Below are 22,351 nucleotides of genomic sequence, written 5' to 3' on the forward strand. Positions count from 1 at the left end.
TGGTTTATCCATTATTAATTGCGCAGTAGCGGCCAACTTCCCTTATAATCGCGGCCAGTTTAAGCCAAGGGGCGGGAATATGATGTTTGATGAGTTGGATCTGGATGACGCGCTGGTCAGCGCCTGTAAGGAACTGGGTTATAAAAAGCCCACCGGCATTCAGCAACAGGTTATCCCCCCCGCCATGGATGCCAGGGATATCCTGGCCTCAGCCCCCACAGGCACAGGTAAAACCGCTGCTTTCCTGCTGCCCGCCAGTCAGTTTCTGCTGGATAATCCCCGTCGGGACCCGGGCGCCTGCCGGGTGCTGGTGTTAACCCCCACCCGTGAGCTTGCCATCCAGGTCTATGAGCAGGCCATTGCCCTGACCCGTTTTACCAAGCTGAACTGCGGGGTCATTACCGGTGGCATCAACTACGGCACCGACAAAGATACCCTGGAGCAGAACCTGGATATACTGGTGGCCACCCCCGGAAGACTGTTTGAACATATCGAGAATGAATCCTTCGACTGCCGGGAAATCGAGATCCTGATCCTGGACGAGGCGGATCGCATGCTGGACATGGGCTTCTCGTCCATCGTCAACCAGATTGCCGCCGAAGCACGCTGGCGCAAACAGACCTTGTTGTTTTCCGCCACCCTGGAAGGGGCCGGTATCGCCCGGTTTGCCCGGGACATTCTCAAGGATCCGGTGGAGGTCAGCGCCAGCGCCACTCGCAGTGAACAGGGCAAGATCCTGCAATGGATGCATCTGGCCGACGATGCTGCGCACAAATTTGCCTTGCTCTGCCATATCCTGCGCCATCAGGCCGACACGGCCATAGTGTTCGTTAAGACCCGTGAGCGGCTGATGCAACTGAAAGCCCAGCTCGACAGCGAAGCCCTGGCCTGTTGCTACCTGCAGGGCGACATGCCCCAGGACAAACGTAACCTGGCCATTGCCCGTTTCAAGTCGGGGGAGGTGAAGATTCTCATCGCCACCGATGTGGCAGCCCGCGGCATCGACGTGCCGGATGTCAGCCATGTGATCAACTACGATATGCCGCGCACCGCCGATGTCTATCTGCACCGTATCGGCCGCACCGGTCGGGCGGGCAAGAAGGGCACCGCCATTTCCCTGGTCGAGGCCCACGACATCGCCATGGTGCCCAAAGTGGAGCGCTACACCAAAGAGCCGCTGAAGCGCAGGGTGATTGACGAGCTCAAGCCCAAGCATAAGGCCCCGTCCCTGCCGGCGAAAAAGAAAAAGTCCAAGGACAAGAAAAGCTCGGCTAAAAAGAAGACGGTTAAGAAGAAATAGGCGGAGACCCTGAACAGCCTTTGCTTGATTCGGAGAAGATCCTAATCTGCCCTTTGTGGCAACATCAGAGTCGGCAGTCCGTCCTGGGAAGTAATTAACAGCCGCTTAAGCAGCCCCTGATGAAAATGTTTAGGGGCCGCCAAATAATCGGCTGAATCATCCAGGCTGGCTATTGATGTAGCGCGTGAGACATCATGTCCCATCTGAGCCAGCTTGACCCGCAGAGAATAGGGATAAGCGGGGATAAAGTCTATTCTGCCCAACATCAATAGCTGTTCCAGAGAGCTGATTGACGAGTGGGTAACCACTTCGATTCTCTTTTTCGAAAAGCCCAGTTTAATCAGCAGATCACATTGGGCACTTTGTCTGACGCAAGCAGAGCGACCTTCGCCGCTGAGAATTTCTTCCAGCGACTGCCTTGCATAGACAGAGTCAGTGCGGGTGAACAACTCCAAGTTACCGTTATCAAATACCTGCATGATCCAGTAAAAACGATCTTCCCGCTCTGGCGTCCTTAATATCTGATATATAAGACTATGCTTTTCTTTGCTGATCCTGGCCAAGGCCCTGGGCCAGGGAACGTAAATCAGTTGATAGTCCAGCCCTGACAGATCCATGAAGCACTTCAGCTTCTCTACTGCTGCCCGGGTCAGAATCCCTTCCGGCCTTTGGATGAGTTGCTCGGTTTCTCTGTCCAGATAAATGGTCACCTCAGGGAGTTGGCCTTCAGCAGTGGCCAAAACCGGCGCACCAATGCAAAGCTGGCAGACCAAAACTAACGATAAGCATGCCCACTTAATCATAAAAACGCTGAGGATCTCACTGCCATTTTTGCTGGCCATAAATCTAACATCAGTGAACGGATTAGTGGTATCTCTCAGCTTATAGCGAAATGACTCCTGCGGCGCGAAATAATTGCAGGTGTACCTCCACCAGTGCGGCAATATCCCGCTGGTAGCCACCGCCGATAACGGCGGCGACGGGCAATCCGAGTGCCTGGCAGCGCTCAAACACCAGTGTGTCACGCCGATAGACGCCTTGCGTACTGAGTTGCAGATGGCCCAAATCGTCATCGGCATGCACGTCCACCCCGGCGTCGTAAATAACGGCGTCCGGCCGGTACAGATTCAGCGCCAGGGTCAAAGCGGTGTCCAGCACCCCCAGATATTCCGCATCCCCTGTGCCTTTGGCCAGGCCAAAGTCCATATCCGAAACCTGTTTGCGGTGGGGAAAATTCTTTTCTCCATGCAACGAGACCGTGATGATATCCGGCCGATGTTCGGCCAGCTTGGCGGTGCCATCCCCCTGGTGCACATCACAATCGAACACCAGCACCTTGTCTATGCCCGGGTTTTTGAGCATTTCCAGGGCGGCCAGATACAAATCGTTAAGCATGCAAAAGCCCGAGCCGAAATCGGCAAAGGCATGATGATAGCCGCCGGTCAGATTCAGCGCCTTACCATGTTCAAGTGCCAGACGGGCGGTCAGCACCGTGCCCCCTGCGGCGGTCAAAGTGCGGCGAATCAATTGTTCGGACCAGGGAAAGCCGATGCGCCGCATGGCTTTGGCATCCAGATGACCGCCAAACAGTCCATGCAGATAATCCACATCAAAGCAGCCGTTAAGCTGCGACAGGGTCAGGGCTTCGGGGCTATGAAACCAGTGATCCGCTACCTCCATGGCGCTGAGTCTGTCGCGCAGGGCCTGGTATTTCTCGATGGGAAAACGATGCCGGTGCGGTAGTTGCAACTGGCTGTAGATGGGGTGGAACACCAGCGGAATCATCGGCCGGTGTCCCTGTTCAGGTCAGATTTGTCCCAAGTGGGCGTCATGGTTCTGTGGCAGTTCCAGCAGCTTGAAGCTGGCATTTTCCTCACCGCGCAGGTAGACGGAACACTGCCCCCAGGCCGGCGGTATCTTCCAGATCACATCCGTCACCGCCTTGTAGGTGGAATACTGGTTCTGGCAACGTACCTCCACCGACTCCAGATCGCCTTCGTTATCCACCAGCGAAAACTGGGAGCGACTCAGTTTGTGCTGCCAGGTGAGACGCTGGCCTATATTGCCATCCACTACCACCAGTTCTTCGCCGTCCAATATTTGCCGAAGCTGCTTGGCGTAGGGACGAAGGACCGCGGTGACCTCACCATCCTGGTCCAATTGCTCGATTCGTTCGAAGGTCTCCAGTGCATCGGCCAGCCGGTTGGATGCCACTTCCAATTGGAAGCGTCGCTGAGCCAGGTAAAGCCTATTGGGCTCGGGAAGCCGCTCGCTCATCAGCGCCCGGCCGATACTGACCAGTTCCGCCTTTTCATTGCCTTTGTGTTCCTGGTACCGGGCGTCCAGCATCCAGTACCAGGCATCTTCATACAGATTCCACTTGGGTGAGTCCTTGATCAGATCCAGTTGTACTCTGGCCGCATCCAACTGGCCATTTTCAAGGGCATCCTGAATCTTGCGGGCGCGACTGAGGAATCGCCTGGTCACGCCTTCCGGGCCTTTTTGCAGGGCAAAATCCATCTGCACCTTATTCTGGCATTGCTCAATGGGCTTGCCGTCCTGTACTGCCGGCTCGTAAGTCCATTGTCGTATTGCACGCATGGCCTCACGCTCAAAATCCCGTTCGCCTGAGGAGTCCTCTACGATCAGGTTATCCACTGAGCCGTCGGCGCGGATCACGTAACTCAATCTGACCCAGCCTTCCTTTCCGCTCTTGGCGGCCAGCACGGGATACTTAGGGTGAATCCGCTCCAGGGGCTTGGCGTTGACCACCGTCTCCAGCAGCAGGGAGTCTTCAATGTCTCCGGCTGCCAGCACCATCAGCGGCAAGGCACCGAACAGACCAATCATCTTCTTCACGCAAACTTCCATTTTGTCTGACTCTTATTATTATCGGGCAAGCCCATAGTAATCAGGGGGTTAACCTCTGGCAAGAACCGGCTGGCCGGTGAGTGGGCAGTTTCGGCAAAAAAGCGTACAATGGCGGCCTTTTTTGGCGTGATGCGGGACAACAGATGCAGCAAAAGTGGGTCATGGCAACGGGCAATCCGGGCAAGGTGAGAGAACTGGCCAGGATGCTTGAACCACTGAATGTGGATATTCGCGTGCAGAGCGAGTTTGGCGTCAGCGACGCCGAGGAAACCGGCACCACATTTGTCGAAAATGCCATTATCAAAGCCCGCCATGCCGCCCGTATTACCGGCTTCCCGGCTATCGCCGACGACTCCGGACTGGCGGTGGATGCGCTCGGTGGCGCCCCCGGGATCTATTCCGCCCGTTATGCCGGCGTTAACGCCAGCGATCAGGCCAATGTCGACAAGCTGCTGGCCGCCCTGGAGGGAGTAGAAGAGAGCAAGCGCACCGCCCGCTTTATCTGCGTGCTGGTATGGATGCGCCACAAGGACGATCCGACACCCTTAATCTGCCAGGGTGAGTGGCGGGGCAGGATCGCAACCCAGGCGGCAGGTAACGGCGGCTTTGGTTATGATCCTGTGTTCTGGGTGCCTGATCAAGACTGCACCAGCGCCGAGCTGTCAGCCGGGGTCAAAAACCGTCTCAGTCATCGCGCCCAGGCCCTGGCCCAATTACTGCCTAAGCTGCAGGCTGCCCTTGGCTGATCCCATAATGCAAACCCCGCCCCTTTCCCTGTATATCCATATTCCCTGGTGTGTACAGAAATGCCCCTATTGTGACTTTAATTCCCATGGGCAGAAAAGCGCCTTGCCGGAGGCGGAATATATCAGCCACCTGCTGGATGATCTGGCCCTCGACGCACAATTGGTAGGCGACAGATCTGTGGACAGCATCTTCTTTGGCGGCGGCACCCCCAGTCTGTTTTCGGCGGCAGGCATAGAACGTATTCTCAGTGGCGTGGCCCAGCGGGTGAATCTGTCCGCCACGGCGGAAATCACCCTGGAGGCCAATCCCGGCACAGTGGAAAGCGAAAAGTTCAACGCCTTTCGCCAGGCCGGCGTCAACCGCATTTCCATCGGCGTTCAGAGTTTTCAGGCCGACAAGCTTAAGGCGCTGGGGCGCATCCATGACAGCCGTCAGGCCCAACAGGCCGCCGGCTATGCCCAAAAGGCTAATCTGAACAGCTTTAACCTGGACCTGATGCATGGCCTGCCGGACCAGAGTCTGCAGGATGCCCTGTCGGATCTGCGCCAGGCTATAGCCCAGCAGCCGCCACATCTGTCCTGGTACCAACTGACCATTGAGCCCAATACCCTGTTTGCGTCTAAGCCGCCGGTGTTGCCTGAGGATGATATGCTATGGGAGATCCAGCAGCAGGGGCACACGTTGCTGGCTGAGGCCGGGTACCTTCAGTATGAAATCTCCGCCTACAGCCGCGACGGCCATCAATGCAGGCACAACCTCAATTACTGGCGATTCGGCGACTACCTTGGCATAGGCTGCGGCGCCCATGGCAAGATTACCCGGGCCAGCGACAATCAGATTTTACGCACCGTCAAGATCAAGCACCCCAAAGGCTATATGGATCTGTCCAGAGCCTATCTGCATGAGCAGCACGAAGTAGAAGAACAGGACCGCCCTTTTGAGTTTCTGATGAACAGGCTGCGTCTGGTGGAGCCCTGCCCCAGGGAAGACTACCCCGTCCTGACCGGACTGCCCGTCGAAGCCTTTGGGGTCAAAGACAAAATGGACAAAGCCGTGCAACTGGGGCTGCTGGATGAAACGGCTGAGCATTGGCAGGTCACCGAACAGGGCAGACGCTATCTGAACAGTCTGCTGGAAATGCTGGTGTAACGCCCCGCTCATCATGGCACACCCCCCGCTCACCCCTTACAGGATAGCAAAGGTTAGCGGAGCCCTTGCCTGGTGGCCTGGGGCTGCGATACTGAAGAAAAACGTCGAGCCCATCTTATGAAAGCCCTGTTCAGCCTGTTAGTCTGTCTGTCATTGGTCGCCTGTGGCGGCTCAGGTGGCAATGACACTGCTAATCCCCCCACCACGCCCACGCCGGGCCCCCAGTTGCCACAGATAGAGGATGTGGCGGATTACCAGTTGCCCGTTACTGAAGAGCTGGTTTTGCAGATCCGGGGGCAGCTTCAGGGCCTGAGTCTGGACAACTTTTTTGCTCAGTCCTATGCCCTGCTTGAAGCCAGGAATCCGGAAGTTGCCCTCAGCGAAGGTAAAGCTGACCAGTTGCTGAGCCTGAGCCTGACCAATATCTCCGACGACAAGCTCTTGCAGGACAGGGCGATTCAAGCGCTGATGCTGGAACTGTTACAGGAATACCCGCTAGCTGAGCTCAGCGATGAGCAACGATTGTCCAAGCAGGTATACCAACATTACCTGCAACAACAACTGGATTGGGCCGATTATTATCTGTATTCCTATCCCGCCACCTACGGCAACTTCGGCTGGCCCGGACAAACAGAATTCCTGTTCACTGACCTGTTGCCGGTCACAGACCTTGCCCAGGCAGAGCAATATGTGCAATTGGCCGGACAGATTGGCCGCCGCCTGCGGCAGGTTGAAAGCTTGCTGGAAAGCCGCCGCGAAGCCGGTATTATTGAGCCCCGCACCACCCTGAGTTTCTCCCTGGACCAGGTGCAGACACGGGCAGATCAGGCTGCGGAGGCCACGCCCTACTATTCAGTATTTAACGCTAAGCTTGGCGCAATAAGTAATATCCCCGGCAGCGACAAGCAGAGCTTGCGTGATCGTCTCAAGGCCACCTGGCAACAGATAATTCAGCCAGCCTATGCCTCCCTGGCGTCTTTGATGAGCCAGTTGCTCAGTCAGGCCCCAGCCAATGTAGGTTTCGGCCAGTATGAGGGCGGTGATGAATTCTATGCCTTTACCCTAAGTCACTATACCGACAGCCAGATGAGCGCCGCACAGATCCACCAGTTGGGGTTACAGGAGTTGGCGCGCATCCATGATGAACTACGAACGCTGTTTGACGAGCTGGGCTATCCACAGAACGAATCGCTGCAACAACTGCTGCAAAGGGTGGCCAGTGATGGCGGTACTGTCGCCGGCAACCAGGCGGTGGGAATGTTCGAAGGCATAATCGATGCGGCCTACGCCGAGTTGCCCCGCTACTTCAATGCGTTGCCCCAACAAGAAGTGATCGTGATAGGGGGCCCCACTGGCGGCTACTACGTCAGTGGTTCGGATGACGGTACCCGTCCTGGCGCTTTTTATGCCCAGACCACCGGTAACCTGCCCTACTACACTATGCCGACACTGGCCTATCATGAGGCGGTACCGGGTCATCATCTGCAGATTGCCCTGGCCCAGGAGCTGGATCTGCCCGATTTCAGGCGCCGCACCAACTTCACTTCCTTCGTGGAAGGCTGGGGTCTTTACGCCGAGCGGCTGGCCAAGGATGTAGGCTGGTATGAAAATGACATCTACGGCGATATCGGCCGTTTGCAGTTTGAAGCCATGCGCGCAGCCAGACTGGTGCTGGACACTGGCATCCATGCTATGGGTTGGACCTATCAGCAGGCGGAACAGTTTTCCCTGGAGAATGTAGGCGACAGGGGCACCATTGCCCGTTACAGCGTCTATCCGGGTCAGGCCACCGCCTATATGACCGGCCTGCTGGAATTTTTGCGCCTGCGGCAGATGGCACAGGCGGCGCTGGGGGACACCTTCGACCTCAAAGCCTTTCATCAGGTGCTGATCGGTCAGGGCTCGATGCCCATGTCCATGCTGGCCCCAAGAGTGGAAGACTTCATTCAGTCCCATGCTGAGGAAAGTCCTGCCGACTGATATGGGGACTGTGTTAGCCTAATGCCAACAGGGTCTGAAACAGACCGACCGCATGGCTAAACAGGGACCTGTATGCAGCAAGAAAAACTCGAATATCGCTTTTTTATCCTGTCACTGGTAATGGTAACCCTATTGTTCGGTTACCTGCTCCAATCCTTTTTCGGCGTGATCTTCTGGTCCAGTGTGATCGGCATTATGTTTCATCCGCTGTACTCCAAACTCAACAGCGCTTTTGGCTCGAAACCCAATCTGGCGGCCATGACCACGTTGCTGATCTGCTGTGTGATGGTGATAGTGCCGACCCTGCTTATAGTAGGCTCCTTTTTCCAGGAAGGGGCCAGGCTCTACCAGAAGCTGGACAGCGGCGAACTGGATCCGGGAAGCTATATCGAACAGATAAAATCCTCTTTCCCCATTGTGCAGGAGTTTCTCGGCCGCTTCGGCATTGATCTGGACAACCTTAAGTCCAGGCTGGCAGAAGGCGCCATCGCCGGCAGCCGGTTCCTGGCCGAAAACGCGGTACAGTTGGGTCAGGGCACCATGGCCTTCTTCCTGCAGGTGGGCGTCTTTCTCTACCTGAGTTACTTCCTGTTGCGAGACGGCCCGCAAATCATTGCCATACTGATCCGGGCCCTGCCCCTGGGTGATGAAAGAGAGCATCTGCTGTTCAGGAAATTCTCCGAAGTCACCCGCGCCACCATTAAAGGCAACCTGGTAGTGGCCGCGGTCCAAGGGTTCCTTGGGGGCCTGATATTCTGGTTCCTGGGCTTACCCAGTCCCCTGTTGTGGGGGGTGGTCATGACCCTCTTGTCCCTGGTGCCTGTGGTGGGCGCGGCCATAATCTGGGCTCCGGTGGCCCTGTATCTGCTGGCTTCGGGTAGCTGGACCGACGGCATCATCCTGATCGCCTTCGGCGCAGGGGTGATCGGCCTGGTGGACAACCTGTTGCGCCCTGTACTGGTGGGCCGGGATACCGCACTGCCAGACTATCTGGTACTGCTGTCGACCCTGGGGGGATTTGCCATGTTCGGTATGAGCGGCTTTGTCATGGGTCCCCTGGTGGCCGCCCTGTTCCTGAGCTTCTGGGAGATCTTTATCCGCGAATTCAATCCCAGCTTCGACCCTCACCATCTGGATGCAGAAAAGGAGCTGGAGGAATGGCAGGGGGAGGACAGTAAAGCGAGGGACGAGTGACGAGAATTACTGTCCAGGCAGTGAAGCATCACGGGTAACACGTTCATTGCCCGTGATGCCTCACTTGTGACTTTGTCACTGGTTGCTTGTCACTGCCCCACTTACAAAAACCGCTGTAACTGTTTCTGGGTAGTCTCGGTTTCGACTTTCAGTTCCTGGATATCCTTTTCCACCTGCTGCATATCGACCCGGATTTGCGCCCCCAGGTCAGAAATGCTGGCAACCGAGGCGTGGGCTTCGTCGTAAGTTCGCTTAAGGGCATGCACCGAATCGCCAATATCGGCCAGCAGGTGATTGTTCTGTTCCAATTGCGCCACCATCTGCTGGAACTGATCACTGGTGGTGCCGATATCCGTCTGGGCCCGATCCGCCACTTTAATCAACTGGGCCGATTCGGACTGGGTGTTTTTCACCAACCCTTCCATCTGATTGATAAAGGCATTGATCTGGCCGGTGGCATCATTCACCTTGACCGACAGGGTTCGAACCTCATCGGCCACCACGGCGAAGCCGCGGCCCGCTTCCCCCGCCCGGGCCGCCTCAATGGCGGCATTCAGGGCCAGCAGGTTGGTCTGGTCGGAAAACTCCTGGACCATCTTGAGGATATTGCGAATATTGTCGGCATTGTCCTTCATACCGCCCACTGTGGCGTCAAACTCCTTGAGCAGGCTGTCGATATCCCCGATATCGCTGGCCAGGTGCACCAGCCGCTCCCTTGAACTCCGGGCGGCGCTGAGGTTCTCTGTGGTGGCTTCGGCCACTTCATCGGTCTTGCTGACGATAGCCTGGATCTCGTCATTGACCTGTTGACTGGAGGAAAAAATCTCGTCGCTGATCTTATCCTGGCGTCTGGCGTTGCTGGCGCTATTGTTGATCTTGCCAAGTACCGTCTGGTTTTTGTTGCTGGCTTCCAGGGCATGGGCGCTGATATCCCTGAGCAGGGATGACAGATTGGCCACGAAAGTATTGTATCCCTCTGATACCTGGCGGAACTCGTCAAAGGTAAAAGCCGGCAGGCGCCCCGACAGGTCGCCCTGCTTATTATTGATTTCGTCCAGGGTCGCCACCATCGCCTTGACCGGCCGCACAATCAGATGGTGCATATAGAAAATGGTAAACAGGAACACCAGCACGCTGAGTATGCCCAGCACCAGATGCAGGGCCGTTGATTTGGCCCAGCTCGCCTCGGAAAAGGCCAGCCACAGGGCCAGGACCTGAAACAGGTAGAGAAAGGTCAGGTTGCCGATAATCTTGCGGCTGAGGGTATGAAAGAAGGTCTTTTCGACGAAGTTGTACAGTTCCTGAAACATCTCAGCTCCTGATTAGGCAGATAATCGGCAAGCCATAAAAGTTACACAATTCCGACCGGCGGGGAAATGATGTAAATCATCTTTTTGGTCATTGGGCCCGGTGCCTGCCTGAACAGAGGGGCCTTCATACCCATCGGATTATTTACTGGCAGGGGGAGTGCCGGTGACGATCAGATCGTAGGGCTTCAGTTCGGGAACAGTGTCCCGGAGCAACTCTTCGACCCGATCCAGGCGTTTTATTTCATCACAGAACCACTCGGCTTTCTTACGCAGGCTGTTGGCCTTGGGCCCGATGCGCCGTTCGATTTCCGCACCGACATTTTCCAGCCTGGCCGACAGTTCCTCCATACGTTTTTCCATACTGGTGTCGCCCTCGGAGGCCAGGCCGCCAATGGCTGACAGAATACCGCCCACCGAGGTGCTCAGCGCTTGTTCGATCTCCTCTTCCAGCTCCGGATCCATAAACTCATCGACATTTTCCAGGCTGCGCGGCCCGATGTAATAATTATCGCTGGCGCGGATAAATTTGGTCTTCACTTTCTGGTTGACCCGCCAAAGGGCCTTTTGCAGACGCTCATAGCTTTCATGGTCGCTGCCCACCAGTCCCACATACACGTGGTCCACCGCACCGATGGCCAGATCCACCCCTTCGGTGGCCAGCAGAATGATCTTTGGCACCGCATAGTGGAGTCCCTCGGCCAGTTCCCTGAGGGGCTCCAGTTGCGATTCGTTCAGTTCTATCCAATGCCCGCCAACGATCAACTGATTGGCCTGGTTGATCTGGTATAGGGTGCGGGTATCCTGGATAACACGGATATGCCGCTTATTGACCACCAGGCCGTACTGCAGATCCGCCTCGCACTTAAACGCGGCCTGGACCGGCAGTCCGGCAGTCAGCAACAACAGCAACAGTATTCTCAACATCTCGGTTACTCGGGCCCTTTGGGCGAATTCTTATCGATATTGTGCACCCGGCTGGCAGGAACACAAAGAGTCGCCGGACAAGCAGGATAAAAAACGGGTTGACTGGCGTTATGTGGTGAAAGGCCGGAGGGCCAGACGGGATCAGCCGCCGGCCCGCTCATTAAGCTCACTCAGGGTGACCTGGGCGGACTCCAGCAGCTTCTTGCCGGCCGCCACGTCGGTAACGTCGTAGATCATCATGCAGATATCCTCCACCTTGCCGGTGGTACTGGTCAAAGGCGACAGGGTAATGTTCTGGTACATCACATCTTCGGTGCCGGTGATGGGCCGGTAGTTGGGGAATTTAAGCAGATAGGGACGCTGTTCCCAGATCATAAAAGCCCGGTTCCTCAGCTCGAATACCGGTCTGGCCTTGCTGCTGAACCATTTACGATCCACCTCAGGAAACAAATCGAACAGGCACTTGCCACGTACCTGGCTGGGCAGCATGCCCGAGTGACTTTCCATAAAGCCGTTCCAAAGCTTGATACGAAACGTCCGGTCCAGCACTACCAGGCCCACATCCACCGTCTGCAGCATTTCCATCAGCCAGTGGAATTCGGCCATTTCACCCAGGGCATGGTTATCTTGCATAAGGACCTCTGTTCACACTCAATCCTCCAGCAGGTGGGAGAGTTTGTCGTTCATGATCTTCATTGACTCTTCAGTCACCAGCAGGATCAGATCGCACTGCACTTTGTAACCTTCCAGGCCGTAACTCAGCTCGATGGCCAGGGTGCGGCGCCAGCGGGTCTTGTTGGTGTTGATCAATTCGGCGATATTACGGTGCTGGCCCAGTACCACCGGGTGGCCCTGGCTGAAATGCATATCCAGTTGCGTGGCCAGTCCGTTCAGGCAGGTGCCGATAAGGATATTGGCCGCATCCATCAGCAGTTCCAGTTGTACCCTGTCATCCACTTCGTCGCGGATATCCATGATTTTGGCCACATCATTAAAGCTTGAATCGCTGAGAATAAACAACGCCTCGCCGCAGATGCCCGGGCCAACAAATCCCTGGCAGATACCGGACACCGTCTCCTTGTCCTCGATGTCCTGCAACATCATTGTGAGTTCCGAGGCTTCGATAAGATTCACATTGGGAATGGGCAGTTTGACAAAGACGTTGAGGATCCTCGCCAGGTGATCGCCGGCCTGGCCCATGGCGATATTGGTAATTTCCTGGTAGCAGTCGCGAATGGCTGGTTCCAGCCGATCCAGCTGTGGCTTCTCCACTGCGGCCTTTTCCTGAAAGATGCCGTTTTGGATCAGCAGCTTATGCAGTCTCTCCGGCTTGATGGGCTTCTCGATAAAATCCAGTGCGCCCAGTTTCCTCACGCGCTCGTGGGCTTCGGGCTGGATATCGCCTGAGATCACAATCACCGCGGTGTCGAGCTTCTCTTTCTGAATGGCTTCCAGCACCTGATAGCCGTCCATCACCGGCATATTCAAGTCCAGCAGTAGCATTTGCCCCTTACCTTCCCTGAGCGCCGCAACCGCTTCTTCGCCGTGCTTGGCAAAATGCACGGCAACCTCCCAGTCGCTGGGCAGGCACTTGGCCACCTGCTTGCGCGCTACTTGTGAATCGTCACAGATCAGTACTGAAAACATAATTAAGGCCGCTGTATGCGAAAACTGCTCAACAAGTCATGGCATGGGATCCCTGGCCGAGGATCATTTGATCCAGATACCGGGATTCGTGCGTAATATTATTGTTAGCAACAATCCACTGATTTACCAATGGTTAATTCCATCCACACAGCCGACTGGTGAATAATCCAGCATGTACAGGGTACGGCACCTGGACATCGGGCGACCTCTGGATATTCAGGATTAACATGAACATACTGGCAGTTGGATCACAGACTGGTAGCCATAATGCAGAAAAAAAGCCTAATGACCCTGACCTTCCTGGTCCTGTCCGCCAAAGTGACTGCCACCGGCAGTTCACTGGTTGCCACCGGCGGCATCACCAGCTTCGAGGGCACAGCCGGCGGCGGCATTACGCCCTGGGCCATGATCGCCGGCTACGGCAGCCGTGAAGAAATTGCCGGCACCGCTGCCCTGCAGCAACTGGATCTGGGTGAATACCAGTTGCGCACCTTCGGCGCGGCCGTGGGTATCTATGACAGGGTCGAGCTGTCTGTGCAGCGGCAGAACCTGAAAATCGGCTCCGGCATCGTCGGCAACGTCTTTAACCTGCTCACGGCCGGGGCCGTGGATACGGCGCCGGGCACGGATATCGAACAGGATATTGTCGGTCTTAAGGTCAAACTGTTCGGCGATGCCATCTTCGATCAGGACACCTGGATACCGCAGGTCTCGGCCGGCGTGCAGTACAAGAAAAACCGTGATTTCGCCACCTCTCTGCCCCTGTCAGACGGTACGATCCCCCTGCCGGGGACCGGCGTGCCCATGCTGCTGGGAGCCGGAGAAGATTCGGGCACCGATCTTTACCTGTCCGCCTCCAAGCTATGGCTTGGTGCGGCCATGGGCAACAACCTGCTGATGAACCTCACCGCCCGCATGACCAAAGCCAACACCTTTGGCCTGCTGGGCTTCGAGTCAGCCACGGACGACGGCTATAAGCTGGAATGGGAAGGCTCCCTGGCCCTTTTACCCTCACCTTCCACGGCCATTGGCGTTGAGTGGCGCACCCAGACTAACCGGCTTGGGGGGCTGGCTGAGGAAAAAACGGTGACGGATTTATTTATCGCCTATTTTCCCAGCAAGGACTGGTCGCTGACCGCCGCCTATGTGGACCTGGGCAGACTGCCCTTCGATGAAAAAGCCAGCGGCCTTTACTTATCAGCAACGGTGAACCTATGAAAAGACTAATGATCCTGTGCCTGCTGGCCGGCGGCCTTATGGCCTGTCAGAACAGCCCGCAACCAAGCCTGTATGAAGAGATTGGCGGCACGCAGACCCTGGACAAGGTGTTTGGCCTGGCCGTCAACCGCATTTATAACGATCCCCGCCTGGGCCCTCATTTTGAAGGTGTACCGCGCAACCACCTGCGAAAAATGCTGACCGAGCAGACCTGTGCACTGATCGGCGGTCCCTGCACCTATACGGGGAAAAGCATGCAGGAGTCCCACCAGGAGCGAAACGTCACCACGGCCGAGTTCTACGCCGTGGTGGAGCATGTACAGCAGGCCATGCGCCTGATTGGCCTGAGCTATCAGCAGGAGAACCGTGTTCTGGCCGCCCTGGCACCCCTGAAACGGGATATTGTTTACCAGGCCGGACAGGAATAATCCCGGCAGGTCGTGAGGTAAAGCAGACAGGACCTCAGCAAAAAAGAAAAAGGGGCCAAAACGGCCCCGAATCAGGGAAACAATACATGTATTGAATTCATGTATCGGTTGGTTCACTAGGCCAACGTTAAACAGTCTACCCATTCTGTATGACCAGACAGTGAAACTGTGACAAACGGCAACAGGGAAAGGATAAATTGCCTGTCTGGTGACTTGAGCCGGTGAATAACTCCCCCTATGGCCGCCCAGAAACGACAAAGGGCCCGCTCAGGCCCTTTGTATATGGGTTAGTAAAGCGGTCAGATAATGCTGTCCTGGTGAATGCGGATAAACAAATCCGTGTCCGACTTACTGTAATCTATCTTGTATTCTTTGCCGTTAAGGGTCTGGATAAACAGCAGGATCTTCTCCTCGCCGAAAAAGTCACCCAGGGTCACGTCGATCAGTTCCATGTCCATCAGCTTGGCGTCGCGCTTATTATCCGGCACTTTGCCCTGGTATTCCTTGATGCCTTTATAGGTCACTATGATAGGCGGGTTGTCGTCCCCGTTCAGGATCAGCAGATCAAACTTGCGCAATTTGTGAATAATGGTATTTCGACCACTCAACAGATAAGGCTTTTCTGTCATACTTTCCCCGCTATACCCCGTAAATGGCTGTTCTTGTTTTTACGAAAAGATAACAGAGTTTTTCGCCCCACGCACCCGTTAATTAGGCTTATGTATCAGGGAGTTTGCTCAGTTGCCGGCAGGATTCAGTCAGGCTGGGAACATCCTTGCCGATACCCCGCTCCTTATGGGTACTCATACCCAAACCTGTCCAAGGGTCATACCCACACGCCGTTGCCGGGTATCCATCACAACCAAGGACAGTCAGCCTGGTGGCGGACCATGCTCGGGGTTTTGCAGGAAGGCCTCATCGGTCAGGCTGTGCAAAAAGGCCATCAGATCCTGTTTTTGTTGCGCGGTAAGGGTAAAGCCTTTGATAAACGGGCTTTTCAATGGACTGGCAATCCCCGCTCCCCGGCCGCCGGCGGCATAGAAGTCGATGACCTCCTCCAGGGTGGCCAGGCTGCCGTCATGCATGTAAGGGGCAGTCACGGCCACATTGCGCAGGGTGGGTGCACGAAAACGCCCCCTGTCCCGATCCTCGCCGCTGATTTCAACCAGCCCCGGATCACCTTGCGGATAGGCGCCACGACCATCCTCATTGTACAGGCCGGTATTGTGAAAGGGGCGGATATCCAGCATCTGCTGTGCATGTTTGCTGGACTGGCTGAAATTAAAGCCCCCATGGCAATGATGGCATTCCAGTCGTTCTGAAAAGAACAGCTCCAGACCCCGTTTGGCCGAGTCTGACAGGGCATCGTCCTGCATCTGGTACGCATAGCGGTCAAAGGGGCTGTCAAAGGACACCAGGCTGCGCACAAAACTGGCCAGGGCCTTGACCATGGCGTCTAGGTTTGGCTCCTGAGCGAAGGCACGCTCGAACAGTTGCCGGTAGACCGGGGTGTCGAATCGGGCCAGCACCTGCTGGTCTAATCCTGCAAGGCCAAGTTCCACCGGTTTCTCACCGAACAAAGGAATAAGGATCTGCTGTTCAATCTGCGTCAGGCCGGAATGAGCCCAGGTCAGGTTGCTGTTATAGGCCACATTGACCAGGGCCAGGCTGTTGCGCCGGTGAACCTCGCCTGTACTGCCCACGGCCTGTTTACGCGGTTCGGCAAAGGCAAAGGCCTGTTGATGGCAACTGGCGCAGGACTGACTCTGGTTGGCGGACAGATTGGCATCGTAAAAAAGTCTGCGCCCCAGCTCCACCTTGGCGGCGGTCATGGCGTTGTCGGCTGGTACAATGGGCTGGGGAAAGCCTTCCGGCAGGGGCCACCGATAGTCGGACTCGGGCGCCGGCGTACAGCCTGCCAGCATCACAATGCCAATCAGCCCCTGCCAGCAGTATCTAAACATGGAGTCGGGTACTCTAGATCCACTCAATCACGGATTTATGCAGGTTGGCGAGCAGCTTTTCACAGCTTTGCATCTCACCGGCGTGAAAGGTGCAACTGTTATCCCGGTTAAGGGTAATGCCCTCAAGCAACCTGTCCAGATGGAACACCAGGGTATTGCCGCTGCCTGCGGGACGGGGCAGATCAAATTCAATCAGATTCGGATTGCTGCAGGGCTGCGCCGGCGAACGCAGTTTGGAGTCGGCCTCGCAGCCGGTGCTGCCCAGGTGGAAGGCCCAACTGTCGGCGACGGATCTCAGCTCGAACCGGGCAAATTTGTGCCCGCTCTGCCAGGTCCAGAACATGCTGGACAGGTTCAGCGGCGAAGGTTGAGTCAGGGGATTCTGGTGATTCAGCTCAAAAGGCAGGCCAAGCACGAAGCGCAGGCGTTTAACCTCAGACAGGTCCACCTCGGGGCCGAAGCGGACTTCATGGTTACCGGCCATTTCCCCGTCCCGCCAGCAGTCTTTCTGCTCGATGGAGATCAGGGCCGTCTCGCCCGTCTGCCACTGGTTGTCGGCCAGATCCAAAGGCTCGCCGTCTTCGTTTTGTATCTGGCTCAGGTAAAATTTGGAATGCTCGATATACCAGCCGCCGCCCTGCATATTCAGCGACGTGCCGCAGGGTACATGACGTCCCTGGTAGCGCAGCTCTACCTGCAGTTTCTGCGCCCCGCCCAGAAACCCGCAACCGGACAACACAAGTAAGCCAGCACCCCATACGCCACACAGGACCCATGGCCGTTTTATCCTACCCATAAATGCTGCTAATGTTGTCAGGATGCTGCTTTTCATTATCTCGTTCTAAGGATTTAAGATGCGACGGCTAATTCCCACTATGATGCTGGTTTGTACAGTGTTCAGTCAACCCGCTTGGCCACATGCTGAACACGATAAAGCCAGATTCGTCGCCGAAACGGGTCTGGACCAGGGACGCTGCGACAATCGCCTGCGTCCCTGCCGCACCATAGGCTATGCCGTGGCCCAGGCCAATAAAGGCGACAGGGTGCTGGTAGCGGCCGGCAGTTACCGGCTGCAGGACTACCGGGATGTGTTTTATCTGGTCAGCGATCTGGTGCCGGTGTTGGGTGGATTTAATCGTATCGATTTGTTTCAGAACCAGAATCCAGACAAGCACCTGACCTTTGTCGCCGGCGTGCCGGCACAGTTTGCCCAGCAACTCACCGAGCGCGGCTTTGTGCCCATCCGCGACCAGCAGCATCAGACAAGCGATGCCCTTAAGCAGCAGTTGGCGGCGGTTGCCGCCCTGAGCCAGGCCAAACAGCAACAGGATTGCATCGACGGCCATGCCGGCGTGTACGCCTGCGAGAACCTCTCGTTGGTCAGTCATATGCCGCTGTCGGCCTTCTCCGGCAATCAGAGCACCGCCAACGACATCTGGGGCCATGTGGATCTGAATACCGGCACCGAATACGCGCTGATTGGCCTGCGCCGCGGGGTGTCGGTAGTCAGCCTGGCGGATCCTGCCAATCCTGTGGAGGTGGATTATGTGCCCGGCCAGTCCACCACCTGGCGGGATATCAAGGTCTACCAGTTCTTCGATACCGGCAATAACATCTGGCGTGCCTATGCCTATGTGACCGCCGACAGCGTCAACGAAGGCATGATGATTATCGATCTGGGCGGCCTGCCCAACAGTGTGGAGCTGGTGCAGAAGCAGCTTATCCACGCCTCGGCCCACAATATCTATATCAGTAATGTGGATTACGGCCTGAACATCGCCCTACCCGGCGCCACCCCCGAGGTGAATATCAGCGGCGCCAATACCCAGCTCGGCTCCCTGCAGGGCTTCAGCCTGGCCAACCCCGAATCCCTGGCCGCCACTTATAACACCCCGGTACAAAACGCCAGTGACTACAGCCACGACGCTTCTTCGGTGCTGATCCAAGATGATCGCAAGGACAGCCAGTGCGCCAATGCCCCGCAGAACGGCTGCCTGGTGCTGCTGGATTTTAACGAAGGGGAGTTTCGCCTGTGGCAGCGGGGCAGCCAGCTCGATGAGCTCAGCCGCACCACCTATGCCAACGCCACCTATGTGCATTCCGGCTGGTGGAGCGAAGATAAAAACTACATCCTGGTGCACGACGAGCTGGATGAACGCCAGCACGGCCTGAACACCACGGTAAGGTTGTTCGATATCACCGATCTGCAGGCGCCGGCGCCCGTGGCCACCTGGACCGGCCCCACCGCGGCGGTGGATCACAACGGTTATGTGCGCGGCAACCGCTATTACATGAGCAACTACGAGCGCGGCCTGACGGTACTGGATATCAGCGATCCGGCCAACCCCACCCAGGCCGGCTATTTCGACACTTACCCCAACGGCAACGGCAGCAGCTTCTCCGGCGCCTGGGGGGTGTATCCCTTTTTGCCCAGCGGCCTGATCCTGGTCAGCGATATCAACAGCGGTTTGTATGTGATTCGTGACGAGACTTTAGAAAGTCCTTTGGGCCAAGTGAGCTTTGCCGATGCTGCTATCGAGGTGGAAGAAGGCCAGAGTGCCAGTATTGAAGTAAGCCTGTCCCGCAGCGGCACAGGCGAGATCTCAGTGGGCTATGAAACCCTGCCCGGCTCGGCAGGCAGTGCAGATTTCACTCCTGTGTCGGGCACCCTCACCTGGCAGGGGGATGACAGCGCCCCCCGGACCATCAGCCTGTCCATCCTGGACGACACCCAGGACAGCGAGCCCACCGAGAGCCTGTTTGTGCGCCTGTTCGACCCCAGAAACGGCACCACCCTGCAACATCCCAATCTGATCAAGGTGAATATCCGGGGGCTGCCGCAGGTGGGCAGTATCAGGCTGGGCAGCGAGATCATCAGGGTTCGGGAAAACCAAACCTCGGCGAGCATTGCGGTGCAACGACTGGGTGGCAGCGAAACCAGTATCTCGGTGGACTATGAGTTGATCGGCCAGACCGCCACTATTGGTGAAGATATGCAGGCCGCCAGCGGCACTTTGACCTGGGCGGACGGCGACAGTGCAGACAAGCTTATTGAGCTGCTGCCCATCGACGATGGACAAAGCGAACAGCCCGAGAGCCTGCAACTGACATTAAGCTCCGGCGATCCAAGCTGGCTGGGCAGCCCCAACACGGCCAGTATTCAGGTTCTGGATGACGAATCCAATCAGGCCCCACAGGTGGACGCCGGGGCTGATTTTCAGGTCAACACCCGCGCCCAAGTCAGTCTGATGGCCAGCGCCAGCGACGATCTGGATGAGGACCTGAGCATAGAGTGGCAGCAAACCGCCGGTCCCACCGTGACCCTGACCGATGCCAACAGCCTCAGCCCCAACTTTACCGCCCCGGACAGCGCGGCCAGTCTGACCTTCAGCCTGACGGTGGCCGACAGCTTCGGCGCCAACAGCATGGACACGGTGGTGGTGAGCGTGGTGGCCCCTGCCCAGGCACCGGATCCCGTCAATAATAACAGCGGCTCAGGCGGCGGCAGCCAGGGGCCGCTATGGCTGGCCCTGACCGGGCTGCTGGCTTGTGCCAGGCGCCGGCGCTGGATTTGAATCAGGCATTGGTGTAATTTCGGCGGGCTATCACTCCCTTAATCAGTAAAGGAATCACCCCGTGAAGAAAGGACTGCTAATCGGCGGCGCAGTAGCCGCCGTCGCCCTGTTAGTTACCCCCAAGCTTATCGGCCTGCAGGTCAGCCAGACCCTGGAAAGCAAAATCGCCGAATTCGACGCCCTGCCCGGTTACAGCCTGAGCCTGACCAACCTGCAATCCGGCTGGTTTACCAGCCAGGCGCAACTGGCCATCAGCCTGGACCTGAGCGCCAGTGTGCCGGCAGAGGCAGTCGAAGCGCCGCCGGAACTCAGCTCGGTGGTGGATCTGTCCATCCAGCATGGGCCGGTGTTGCGCTCCGGTCTTGGCGTTCTGGGTCAGTTGGCCTGGACGGTTAAAGTGGCGGGCGAAGGCCTGCGCGACAAGCTGAACTGGCAGGACGGCGTTCCCTTTTATCAGATTGACGGGGTGACCAGCCTGAACGGCCACAGCCGGTATGCCGATAGCATAGTAGCCTTTACCGGCCAGGATGAGGCTGTGGAGTTCCGGTTTGACGGCATGCAGGGCCAGGGCAACTGGACAGACGGCATCTTCAGTTATCAGGCCACCGCCCCTGAACTGGCAATGCTGGCCGAAGCCGTTACCCTTAGTACCACGGGCCTGAGCCTGCAGATGAATGCCGAGGCCGACATGGCCACCCCGCTGAGCGGCGGCCTGTATGACAGCACCGCCAACCTGGTGGCCGACAGCCTGGTGATAGAAAACCAGCAGGAAGGCCAGCGCACCGAACTGACCGGCCTGGCCATGCACCTGCAAAGCAAACTGGATGAAGCCAGCGACACCGGTAATATGCAACTGGAATACAAGCTGGCGTCGGTGCAAAGCGAGGGCTTTACCGGACAGGATCTTCAGTTGGCCCTGCAATTCAACAACCTCAGCCTGGATTTTATCAAGGCCTATCAGGCCTTTTCCAAAACGGCACTGGAGTCCACCGACCCAGAACGTTACCAGGCCGAGCTGGTCAGCTTTATGCAGAACAACCTGCTGATGCTGCTGAGCGAAAACCCCGAACTGAATATCGCCTCCCTCAGCGGCACCGTCACCGAAGGCAGCTTTAAGGGCTATCTGAACAGCAAACTGCTGGACGTCACCAGCCTGCCCCAACCGCTGAACGACAACCGCTTCTGGCTGAACCACCTGAACGCAGAGTCAGAGCTGGAACTGGATAAAGGCGTAGCCCTGTGGCTGGCCAGGCAGCAGGTCTTCAGCGAGTTGCAGCAAAACGTACCGCCCGAAGAGTGGGATGAGGCGCAGATGCAACAGGTCGCCGAACAACAGGCCCCAATGCTGCTGGCCAACTTTGTACAGCAGGGCCTGCTGATGGAAACCCCAAGCGGTTACAAAGCCAGGTTCAACCTTACAGACGGCCAGGCAGTGCTGAACGGTAACCCTATGCCACTGCCCATCTAAAGCTGGATATTGTGGCCGGCACCCTAATCGCCGGCCGCACAATTATTCGCCATTTGCACCACCCACACAGGCCAAACAGATGACAGCGCCAGCAAAACTGCTTATACTGCGCAGCGCTTTGTTACCGTCAGGTAGTGAGGCAAACTCCTCAGAAATGGCCCTATAGCTTAGGTGAACGACGGTCGCCGCAGGCGATTAAAAGTGATTTAACATCACTTTTAAAGGAGGGAACGCGAGACCGTGGATGGCGGAGCTGAGTGACGATCATCATGGACGTGTGACGAGGCTCACTCAAAGAATAAAATCAGAAATGGCCCTATAGCTCAGTTGGTTAGAGCGCCCGACTCATAATCGGTAGGTCCCTGGTTCAAGTCCAGGTGGGGCCACCATTTTTAAAGGCTTTAAGCCGATAGTCATCACGGCTCTACCCCATAAACGGGGGATCAGCACTCAACGTACACGATTAATAACACCATTCCATCCGCAATGGGTCATTACTCTGATCCGGTAGTTTTCAAAATTTCTAAAACCATACGCTCTTCTCGATAGCATTTCCATTTTGTTGTGGAAGCCCTC

General features: G+C 56.6%; 20 protein-coding genes and 1 tRNA gene. 10 read left to right on the forward strand and 11 right to left on the reverse strand.

What is annotated here, in order from left to right:
- Nucleotides 1-82 precede the first annotated feature (82 nt).
- The gene (gene srmB / locus J0A66_RS14785; RefSeq protein ID WP_206574631.1) at nucleotides 83-1,300 is read left to right on the forward strand and encodes an ATP-dependent RNA helicase SrmB; all 1,218 of its coding nucleotides are present in this window, start codon (nucleotides 83-85) and stop codon (nucleotides 1,298-1,300) included.
- A 41-nt stretch (nucleotides 1,301-1,341) separates the two neighbouring features.
- Here srmB and J0A66_RS14790 read toward each other — a convergent pair whose 3' ends face one another.
- The 3 genes from J0A66_RS14790 to J0A66_RS14800 all read right to left on the reverse strand — a co-directional run bounded on the left by J0A66_RS14790 (nucleotide 1,342) and on the right by J0A66_RS14800 (nucleotide 4,150).
- Nucleotides 1,342-2,040 (reverse strand): transporter substrate-binding domain-containing protein, encoded by a 699-nt coding sequence (locus J0A66_RS14790; protein WP_206574609.1) that lies wholly within the window; start codon nucleotides 2,038-2,040, stop codon nucleotides 1,342-1,344.
- A gap of 142 nt (nucleotides 2,041-2,182) precedes the next feature.
- Nucleotides 2,183-3,085, reverse strand: coding sequence for a histone deacetylase family protein (locus tag J0A66_RS14795; protein ID WP_206574610.1), 903 nt, complete (start codon nucleotides 3,083-3,085; stop codon nucleotides 2,183-2,185).
- Nucleotides 3,086-3,106: 21 nt separating this feature from the next.
- Nucleotides 3,107-4,150, reverse strand: coding sequence for an energy transducer TonB (locus tag J0A66_RS14800; RefSeq protein WP_241264227.1), 1,044 nt, complete (start codon nucleotides 4,148-4,150; stop codon nucleotides 3,107-3,109).
- Nucleotides 4,151-4,314: 164 nt separating this feature from the next.
- On the opposite strand from J0A66_RS14800, the gene J0A66_RS14805 reads away from it, so the two are divergent.
- The 4 genes from J0A66_RS14805 (at nucleotide 4,315) to J0A66_RS14820 (ending at nucleotide 9,241) form a co-directional block, all read left to right on the forward strand.
- Entirely contained in the window at nucleotides 4,315-4,917 is a 603-nt protein-coding gene (locus J0A66_RS14805) for an XTP/dITP diphosphatase (RefSeq protein ID WP_206574612.1), read from the forward strand.
- Between the two features lie 7 nt (nucleotides 4,918-4,924).
- Complete coding sequence (hemW, locus tag J0A66_RS14810) at nucleotides 4,925-6,067, forward strand: radical SAM family heme chaperone HemW (RefSeq protein ID WP_206574632.1); 1,143 nt, start codon at nucleotides 4,925-4,927, stop codon at nucleotides 6,065-6,067.
- 117 nt (nucleotides 6,068-6,184) lie between these two features.
- The gene (locus J0A66_RS14815) at nucleotides 6,185-8,047 is read left to right on the forward strand and encodes a DUF885 domain-containing protein (protein WP_206574613.1); all 1,863 of its coding nucleotides are present in this window, start codon (nucleotides 6,185-6,187) and stop codon (nucleotides 8,045-8,047) included.
- Between the two features lie 72 nt (nucleotides 8,048-8,119).
- Nucleotides 8,120-9,241: an AI-2E family transporter gene (locus tag J0A66_RS14820; RefSeq protein ID WP_206574614.1), complete on the forward strand. Its 1,122-nt coding sequence runs from the start codon at nucleotides 8,120-8,122 to the stop codon at nucleotides 9,239-9,241.
- A 101-nt stretch (nucleotides 9,242-9,342) separates the two neighbouring features.
- Here J0A66_RS14820 and J0A66_RS14825 read toward each other — a convergent pair whose 3' ends face one another.
- The 4 genes from J0A66_RS14825 to J0A66_RS14840 form a co-directional block, all read right to left on the reverse strand.
- Entirely contained in the window at nucleotides 9,343-10,551 is a 1,209-nt protein-coding gene (locus tag J0A66_RS14825; protein WP_206574615.1) for a methyl-accepting chemotaxis protein, read from the reverse strand.
- Between the two features lie 138 nt (nucleotides 10,552-10,689).
- Nucleotides 10,690-11,475 (reverse strand): YggN family protein, encoded by a 786-nt coding sequence (locus J0A66_RS14830; protein WP_206574616.1) that lies wholly within the window; start codon nucleotides 11,473-11,475, stop codon nucleotides 10,690-10,692.
- Nucleotides 11,476-11,616: 141 nt separating this feature from the next.
- On the reverse strand, nucleotides 11,617-12,108 hold the full coding sequence (locus tag J0A66_RS14835) for a PAS domain-containing protein (protein ID WP_206574617.1): 492 nt from the start codon (nucleotides 12,106-12,108) through the stop codon (nucleotides 11,617-11,619).
- Between the two features lie 18 nt (nucleotides 12,109-12,126).
- Nucleotides 12,127-13,122, reverse strand: coding sequence for a response regulator (locus tag J0A66_RS14840; RefSeq protein ID WP_206574618.1), 996 nt, complete (start codon nucleotides 13,120-13,122; stop codon nucleotides 12,127-12,129).
- A 267-nt stretch (nucleotides 13,123-13,389) separates the two neighbouring features.
- Here J0A66_RS14840 and J0A66_RS14845 point away from each other — a divergent pair, with 267 nt between their 5' ends.
- Both J0A66_RS14845 and J0A66_RS14850 read left to right on the forward strand, forming a co-directional pair.
- Nucleotides 13,390-14,340, forward strand: a complete 951-nt coding sequence (locus tag J0A66_RS14845; protein WP_206574619.1) for a DUF3034 family protein — start codon at nucleotides 13,390-13,392, stop codon at nucleotides 14,338-14,340.
- Nucleotides 14,337-14,768 (forward strand): group I truncated hemoglobin, encoded by a 432-nt coding sequence (locus J0A66_RS14850; RefSeq protein WP_241264209.1) that lies wholly within the window; start codon nucleotides 14,337-14,339, stop codon nucleotides 14,766-14,768. The genes J0A66_RS14845 and J0A66_RS14850 overlap by 4 nt, the downstream gene beginning before the upstream one ends.
- 299 nt (nucleotides 14,769-15,067) lie before the next feature.
- Here J0A66_RS14850 and J0A66_RS14855 read toward each other — a convergent pair whose 3' ends face one another.
- The 3 genes from J0A66_RS14855 to J0A66_RS14865 all read right to left on the reverse strand — a co-directional run bounded on the left by J0A66_RS14855 (nucleotide 15,068) and on the right by J0A66_RS14865 (nucleotide 17,528).
- Entirely contained in the window at nucleotides 15,068-15,397 is a 330-nt protein-coding gene (locus tag J0A66_RS14855; protein WP_206574620.1) for a hypothetical protein, read from the reverse strand.
- A 243-nt stretch (nucleotides 15,398-15,640) separates the two neighbouring features.
- Entirely contained in the window at nucleotides 15,641-16,732 is a 1,092-nt protein-coding gene (locus J0A66_RS14860; protein ID WP_206574621.1) for a methanobactin export MATE transporter MbnM, read from the reverse strand.
- 13 nt (nucleotides 16,733-16,745) lie between these two features.
- Nucleotides 16,746-17,528 (reverse strand): MbnP family copper-binding protein, encoded by a 783-nt coding sequence (locus J0A66_RS14865; protein WP_206574622.1) that lies wholly within the window; start codon nucleotides 17,526-17,528, stop codon nucleotides 16,746-16,748.
- Between the two features lie 58 nt (nucleotides 17,529-17,586).
- Here J0A66_RS14865 and J0A66_RS14870 point away from each other — a divergent pair, with 58 nt between their 5' ends.
- From J0A66_RS14870 to J0A66_RS14880, 3 genes are all read left to right on the forward strand, one after another.
- Nucleotides 17,587-20,307, forward strand: a complete 2,721-nt coding sequence (locus J0A66_RS14870; RefSeq protein WP_206574623.1) for a choice-of-anchor B family protein — start codon at nucleotides 17,587-17,589, stop codon at nucleotides 20,305-20,307.
- A gap of 61 nt (nucleotides 20,308-20,368) precedes the next feature.
- Nucleotides 20,369-21,775, forward strand: coding sequence for a DUF945 family protein (locus J0A66_RS14875; RefSeq protein ID WP_206574624.1), 1,407 nt, complete (start codon nucleotides 20,369-20,371; stop codon nucleotides 21,773-21,775).
- 312 nt (nucleotides 21,776-22,087) lie between these two features.
- Nucleotides 22,088-22,164 (forward strand) — tRNA-Ile (locus J0A66_RS14880).
- 61 nt (nucleotides 22,165-22,225) lie between these two features.
- On the opposite strand, the gene J0A66_RS14885 is transcribed toward J0A66_RS14880, so the two are convergent.
- On the reverse strand, nucleotides 22,226-22,351 hold a 126-nt coding region (locus J0A66_RS14885), incomplete at its 5' end, for a transposase (RefSeq protein WP_206574634.1).

Origin of the sequence: Bowmanella dokdonensis (assembly GCF_017254865.1) — a bacterium.
Lineage (GTDB): Bacteria > Pseudomonadota > Gammaproteobacteria > Enterobacterales > Alteromonadaceae > Bowmanella > Bowmanella dokdonensis.

Bases quoted from the DNA above. Each gene is read 5' to 3' on its own strand.
- J0A66_RS14845 (WP_206574619.1), top strand. From the start codon at position 13,390: ATGCAGAAAAAAAGCCTAATGACCCTGACCTTCCTGGTCCTGTCCGCC.
- J0A66_RS14815 (WP_206574613.1), top strand. From the start codon at position 6,185: ATGAAAGCCCTGTTCAGCCTGTTAGTCTGTCTGTCATTGGTCGCCTGT.
- J0A66_RS14855 (WP_206574620.1), bottom strand. From the start codon at position 15,397: ATGACAGAAAAGCCTTATCTGTTGAGTGGTCGAAATACCATTATTCAC.
- J0A66_RS14850 (WP_241264209.1), top strand. From the start codon at position 14,337: ATGAAAAGACTAATGATCCTGTGCCTGCTGGCCGGCGGCCTTATGGCC.
- J0A66_RS14865 (WP_206574622.1), bottom strand. From the start codon at position 17,528: ATGGGTAGGATAAAACGGCCATGGGTCCTGTGTGGCGTATGGGGTGCT.
- hemW (WP_206574632.1), top strand. From the start codon at position 4,925: ATGCAAACCCCGCCCCTTTCCCTGTATATCCATATTCCCTGGTGTGTA.
- J0A66_RS14870 (WP_206574623.1), top strand. From the start codon at position 17,587: ATGCGACGGCTAATTCCCACTATGATGCTGGTTTGTACAGTGTTCAGT.
- J0A66_RS14800 (WP_241264227.1), bottom strand. From the start codon at position 4,150: ATGATTGGTCTGTTCGGTGCCTTGCCGCTGATGGTGCTGGCAGCCGGA.
- J0A66_RS14825 (WP_206574615.1), bottom strand. From the start codon at position 10,551: ATGTTTCAGGAACTGTACAACTTCGTCGAAAAGACCTTCTTTCATACC.
- srmB (WP_206574631.1), top strand. From the start codon at position 83: ATGTTTGATGAGTTGGATCTGGATGACGCGCTGGTCAGCGCCTGTAAG.
- J0A66_RS14805 (WP_206574612.1), top strand. From the start codon at position 4,315: ATGCAGCAAAAGTGGGTCATGGCAACGGGCAATCCGGGCAAGGTGAGA.
- J0A66_RS14795 (WP_206574610.1), bottom strand. From the start codon at position 3,085: ATGATTCCGCTGGTGTTCCACCCCATCTACAGCCAGTTGCAACTACCG.
- J0A66_RS14820 (WP_206574614.1), top strand. From the start codon at position 8,120: ATGCAGCAAGAAAAACTCGAATATCGCTTTTTTATCCTGTCACTGGTA.
- J0A66_RS14860 (WP_206574621.1), bottom strand. From the start codon at position 16,732: ATGTTTAGATACTGCTGGCAGGGGCTGATTGGCATTGTGATGCTGGCA.
- J0A66_RS14830 (WP_206574616.1), bottom strand. From the start codon at position 11,475: ATGTTGAGAATACTGTTGCTGTTGTTGCTGACTGCCGGACTGCCGGTC.
- J0A66_RS14835 (WP_206574617.1), bottom strand. From the start codon at position 12,108: ATGCAAGATAACCATGCCCTGGGTGAAATGGCCGAATTCCACTGGCTG.
- J0A66_RS14840 (WP_206574618.1), bottom strand. From the start codon at position 13,122: ATGTTTTCAGTACTGATCTGTGACGATTCACAAGTAGCGCGCAAGCAG.